This window comes from Streptomyces thermovulgaris, assembly GCF_002155915.1.
In the GTDB taxonomy this organism is placed as follows: Bacteria; Actinomycetota; Actinomycetes; order Streptomycetales; family Streptomycetaceae; genus Streptomyces; species Streptomyces thermovulgaris.
In genome coordinates, this window is sequence record NZ_MUME01000440.1 from 1 (window position 1) to 5,402 (window position 5,402).

Genomic DNA, 5,402 nt, shown 5'->3' on the forward strand with positions numbered 1-5,402 from the left:
AGCTGTGTATTAGAGACAGCTCCCCGGAGGACCCCCTGAACCCCACGGGCCCTGCCGGGGACGAACGGGATCCCCCTCCATCTCTCGTACGATCCCGCTCCTCCCCTGGTCTGATCTTCCACCCCTCGACGCGTGCGAGCGCACGACCGCACGTAACGTCGGAGGCATGACATACACAGACGCGGGCGCCGAGTTGGACCCCACGCGCCCCGTGTCCGTCGCCGCGACGACCCGGGCGACCGGACTGACCTCCGCCGAAGTCGCGGAACGCAGAGCCCGCGGCGAGATCAACGACGTCCCGGTCCGCAGCAGCCGCTCCCTGCTCGAGATCGTCCGCGCCAACGTCTTCACCCGGTTCAACGCGATCATCGGCGTGCTCTGGGTGATCATGCTCGTGGTCGCGCCCATCCAGGACAGCCTGTTCGGCTTCGTGATCGTCGCCAACACCGGCATCGGCATCATCCAGGAGTGGCGGGCCAAGAAGACCCTGGACTCCCTCGCCCTCATCGGCGAGGCCCGTCCCACGGTCCGCCGCGACGGCATCGCCACCGAGGTCGCCACCTCGGAGATCGTCCTGGACGACCTCATCGAGATCGGCCCCGGCGACAAGATCGTCGTCGACGGCACCTGTGTCGAGGCCGACGGCCTGGAGGTCGACGAGTCCCTGCTCACCGGTGAGGCCGACCCCGTGGTCAAGCGGCCCGGCGACCCCCTCCTGTCCGGCAGCTTCGTCGTCGCCGGCAGCGGCGCGTTCCAGGCGACCAAGGTCGGCCGCCACGCCTACGCCGCCCAGCTCGCCGAGGAGGCCTCCCGCTTCACGCTCGTCCGTTCCGAACTGCGCAGCGGCATCTCCACCATCCTCAAGTACGTCACCTGGATGATGGTCCCGACCGCGACCGCCCTGATCATCAGCCAGCTGGTGGTGAAGGACAACGAGCTGAAGGAGTCCATCGCCCGCACCATCGGCGGCATCGTCCCCATGGTCCCCGAGGGCCTGGTCCTGCTCACCTCCGTCGCCTTCGCCGTCGGCGTGATCCGGCTGGGCCGCAAGCAGTGCCTGGTCCAGGAGCTGCCCGCGATCGAGGGCCTGGCCCGCGTCGACACGGTCTGCCTGGACAAGACCGGCACCCTCACCGAGGGCGGCATGGACCTCACCGAGCTGAGGATCCTGGACGGCCACGACGAGACGTACATCCGCAAGGTCCTCGGCGCCCTCGGCGAGTCCGACCCGCGTCCGAACGCCTCCCTCCAGGCGATCATCGACGCCTGTCCCGAGAACGACGAGTGGCGCTGCGTGGAGTCGCTGCCCTTCTCCTCCGCCCGCAAGTACAGCGGGGCCAGCTTCGAGGGCAACGGCGAGTCCAGCACCTGGCTGCTCGGCGCCCCGGACGTCCTCCTGCCCGACGACGCGCCCGCCCTCGCCGAGACCGTCCGGCTGAACGAGCAGGGCCTGCGGGTGCTGCTGCTCGCCCGTGCCACCCGTGACCTGGACGACCCGGACGTCGCCCGGACCGTCGTCCCCGCCGCCCTCGTCGTCCTGGAGCAGCGGCTGCGGCCCGACGCCGCCGACACCCTGCGCTACTTCGCCGAGCAGGACGTCCGCGCCAAGGTCATCTCCGGCGACAACGCGGTGTCCGTCGGAGCGGTCGCCGCGAAGGTGGGCCTGGACGGCGCCGTCGTCGACGCCCGGAAGCTGCCCGCCGAGCGGGAGAGGATGGCCGAGGTCCTCGACGAGGCCACGGTCTTCGGACGGGTCACCCCGCAGCAGAAGCGGGACATGGTCGGCGCCCTGCAGTCGCGCGGGCACACGGTCGCGATGACCGGGGACGGCGTGAACGACGTGCTCGCCCTGAAGGACGCCGACATCGGCGTGGCGATGGGCTCGGGCTCGGAGGCCACCCGGGCCGTCGCCCAGATCGTGCTGCTGAACAACAGCTTCGCCAGCCTGCCGGCCGTGGTCGCCGAGGGGCGGCGGGTCATCGGCAACATCACCCGGGTCGCGACGCTGTTCCTGGTGAAGACGGTCTACTCGGTGCTGCTGGCGGTGCTGGTGGTCTGCTCGCAGGTGGAGTACCCCTTCCTGCCCCGCCATCTGACCCTGCTGTCCACGCTGACCATCGGCCTCCCGGCCTTCTTCCTCGCCCTCGCCCCGAACAAGGAACGCGCCACGCCCCACTTCGTGCGGCGGGTCATGCGCTATGCGATTCCGGGCGGGGTGGTGGCCGCCGCCGCGACCTTCACGACCTATCTGATCGCCCGCCACCACTACACCGGCCCGGGCTCCCTGGAGGCGGAGACCAGCGCGGCCACGCTCACGCTGTTCCTGATCGCGATGTGGGTCCTGGCGATCGTCGCCCGCCCCTACACCTGGTGGCGTGTCGCCCTGGTGGCCGTGATGGGCTCGGCCTTCCTCGTCGTGCTGCTCGTCCCCATGTTCCAGGACTTCTTCGCCCTGCAGCTGGTCGGCACGACGATGCCCTGGCTCGCGGTGGGCATCGCCGCGGTCGCGGCGACCGCCCTGGAGTTCCTGTGGAGATGGGCCGGCCGCCGGTTCCCCGTCTAGGCCGACGCCGCCGGAGACACCGGGCCGTTCGATCCCGGCAACCGATCCCGCTCTGTTCGTGCCGTCAGGAGCCTGAATGAGTTTCACCACCCCACCGCGGCCGTTGGACGTCACCGCGGTCTTCCCTCGGCTGACTCCGCTGGCACGCACGGCGACCCGGCTGCACCCCCGCCCCGGGTCTCCGTCGCGGCAGGACAGCTCCGTCGGCGGACCGCTGCTGTGGCCCGCCGACCAGCCGTGGCCGTACTGCGAAGGGCCGCACGTGAGACCCGCGGGAGCGGCCCTCTCGCCGGACGACGTCCGGCTGCTGCGCCGCAACCAGGCGGCAGCGGCCGACCGGGAGCGCCGCGACCCCCGGGCACCCGCCGCCACGCCCGAGGAACTGGCGGCCGAAAGACGGATCATGGCCGGCCGGCCGTGGCCCGAGGGTCCGATCGCCATGCTTCCCGTGGCCCAGCTGTACGTCCGTGACATCCCCCTGCTGCGCCCGCCCGGGCAGTCCGAGGCCGATCTGCTCCAGGTCCTCTGGTGTCCCTTCGACCACCCGGCACACCCCAGAACCGCGCTGTTCTGGCGGTCCGCCGCCGATGTCACCGACGTGCTCGACGCACCGCCCGAGCCCCCCGTGGTCCAGTACTCCGGCTATCTGCCGGAGCCGTGCCTGCTCGCGCCGGAGCAGGTCACCGAGTTCCCGCACTTCATGGAGTTGAGCAAGGAGCTGCAGCAGCAGCTGAGGGACTGGAGCAGGTGGCAGGCGGCCGGACCGGCCCTGGACAGCTCCTACGAGGTCGCCCCGGAGGAGCTCTACATGGACATGTTGTCCATCTCCCCCGGCTGGAAGGTCGGCGGCTGGACCCGCTGGGGCCTCACCGACCCCGTCCCCCGGCTCTGCCCCGAATGCGGCACCGAGGCGGACCCGCTGCTGACCATCGCCACCACCGAGTGGGACCACAGCAGCGAGAGCTGGGCGCCGGAAGAGGAGCAGGCCAACCCCACGCCGCTCCTTCCCGGCACCCCTCCGGCGAACTTCACCCTGCTCAATATCGCCCGGGGGTACGACCTGCAACTCCACATCTGCCCGGTGTCGCCGGACCATCCGCACATCGAGCTGATCCAGTGAACGAGTCCGGCACACGGCCGGCCACAGGCGAAGCACGCCGGACCGACGCCGGGCTGCGGCCGCCGGGTACGGCACAAATGGGGCAAGCGCGCGGTGCCTGATGCGGCGACCGTGCCGGTCGCGGCCCTCAGCGGGTGGCCGGGAGCAGGCGGCTCAGGGCGGGAAGCACGCTTCGCAGGTCGTCGCCGTCCACCGCGGCGGTCGCCGCCTCGCGTGCCCCGGCCGAGGCGTTGAACGCCACGCTCACCCCGACGGAGGCGAACAGGGGCAGGTCGGAGCGGCTGTCCCCGACGGCCCCGCACGAGCGGGGATCCAGCCCCAGCTCTCGCGCCTGAGCGAGAGCGACGTCCCGTTTGTCGTACTCGTTGAATTGACCTCCTTTCCTGCCCGGGGGCGGGGGATTCCTGGCTCAGGCTGCCTGCGGGAGCAGCGCTCCCGCAGGTCTTACGCCCTCAGCACCAGCCGGGATGAGACCAGCCCGGACCAGCATCACGCGCGCGGAGTTCTTGTCCCTGGAAGACACAAGGCCGCACGCGGTGCAGGTGTAGGTACGTTCCGCTAGAGGAAGTGCGTGCTTGGTTCTCGCTCCGCACGATGCGCAGTCCATGGTGGTGTGCGCGGGGTGCACGAGACGGATGTCCCGCCCGTGCTTGCGGCTCATCTCGATCACGGCCCTCTTGGTGGCAGCGATCGCGGCGCCGGCCGCCTTGCGCCATGGTGGTCCTCGCGAGAAACGTCGGCCGGAAGTCCTCGACGGCGACTGCGTCATGGTCGCGGACCACCTTCTTCGCCCACTTGCGGGCGGTGTCCTGCCGCTGCCGCGCCACCTTCTTGTGCAGCTTCGCCGCCTGCCGTCCGGCGTGCTGGTATCCCCTGCTTTCGGGCTTGCCCTCCGGTGGCTTGCGGCGGGCCGGCTTCCGCGCCGCAGTCCTCCCGTGCTGCGGGTGGGGCAGATCGTGCGCGGCGGATGTGGTGGTGGCAGTCTCACAAACGCCCCAGTCCACGCCGATCACCGCGCTGGCGGCGGGCAGCGGCTGGACCTCGGCGGCGGCGACGAAGGAGGTGTACCAGTGGCCGAGGCTGTCGCGGTACACGCGCACCGACGACGGCGCAGACGGCAGGTTCCGCGACCACACCACCGTCAGGACGATCCCGCCCGCCAGGTGCAGGCGGCCGTCCTTGAGCCGGAAGCCCCGCCGGGTGTAGTTCAGCGTCGGCAGCGCTTTTCGCTTCTTCCTGCAGCGGGGCATGCCGGCGCGCTGATGCACCGGAAGCCGGTTGGCGATGTCCTTGAGCGCCTTGGTGCGGGCCCTGGCGAAGTCGCGGATGGTCTGCTGCTGCGGCACCGACGCCCCTTCACGCAGCCACGGCGTGCGGGCGCGGGCTTCGGTCAGCATCTTGTCGAGCTGCGCCGGGCCGCACGTCAGCTTGTTCCTGATCGCCAGCCGGTTCTCCCAGCCGTCGTCCATCAGCCTGCGCACCTCGCGCACGTTCTGCTCTGTGTAGCTCATCCGGATTCCTCATTGAAGCGACAAGACGAGCGCACAGAGCAATGCTGTGACTGCATGACATTTCTCTCTCAAAGCGCCGCTGAATAGCCGCAGTTGACTGCTGCATATCAGTGATCACCACGGTGTTCCGTCAAGCTGGGGCCGTGTGGCTTCACGCCTATTCGTGACGTGAGAGCGCATGGGGACTTTGACCGGACCCCGTTTGGTG

At 70.3% G+C, this 5,402-nt stretch carries 2 protein-coding genes and 2 pseudogenes; 2 read left to right on the top strand and 2 right to left on the bottom strand.

Annotation, left to right across the window (positions count from 1 at the left end; all coding sequences use genetic code 11):
• The first annotated feature begins 166 nt into the window (after positions 1-166).
• Together CCN35_RS26025 and CCN35_RS26030 are read left to right on the top strand one after the other, a co-directional pair.
• Positions 167-2,563 (top strand): cation-translocating P-type ATPase, encoded by a 2,397-nt coding sequence (locus CCN35_RS26025; protein ID WP_086794548.1) that lies wholly within the window; start codon positions 167-169, stop codon positions 2,561-2,563.
• A 76-nt stretch (positions 2,564-2,639) separates the two neighbouring features.
• Complete coding sequence (locus tag CCN35_RS26030; RefSeq protein ID WP_086794550.1) at positions 2,640-3,683, top strand: hypothetical protein; 1,044 nt, start codon at positions 2,640-2,642, stop codon at positions 3,681-3,683.
• Between the two features lie 127 nt (positions 3,684-3,810).
• Here the strand turns inward: CCN35_RS26030 and CCN35_RS26035 are convergent.
• Both CCN35_RS26035 and CCN35_RS26040 read right to left on the bottom strand, forming a co-directional pair.
• Positions 3,811-4,053: pseudogene (locus CCN35_RS26035) on the bottom strand (HAD hydrolase family protein); the annotation flags it as partial.
• Between the two features lie 39 nt (positions 4,054-4,092).
• Positions 4,093-5,110: pseudogene (locus CCN35_RS26040) on the bottom strand (RNA-guided endonuclease InsQ/TnpB family protein); the annotation flags it as partial.
• Between the last annotated feature and the right edge of the window lie 292 nt (positions 5,111-5,402).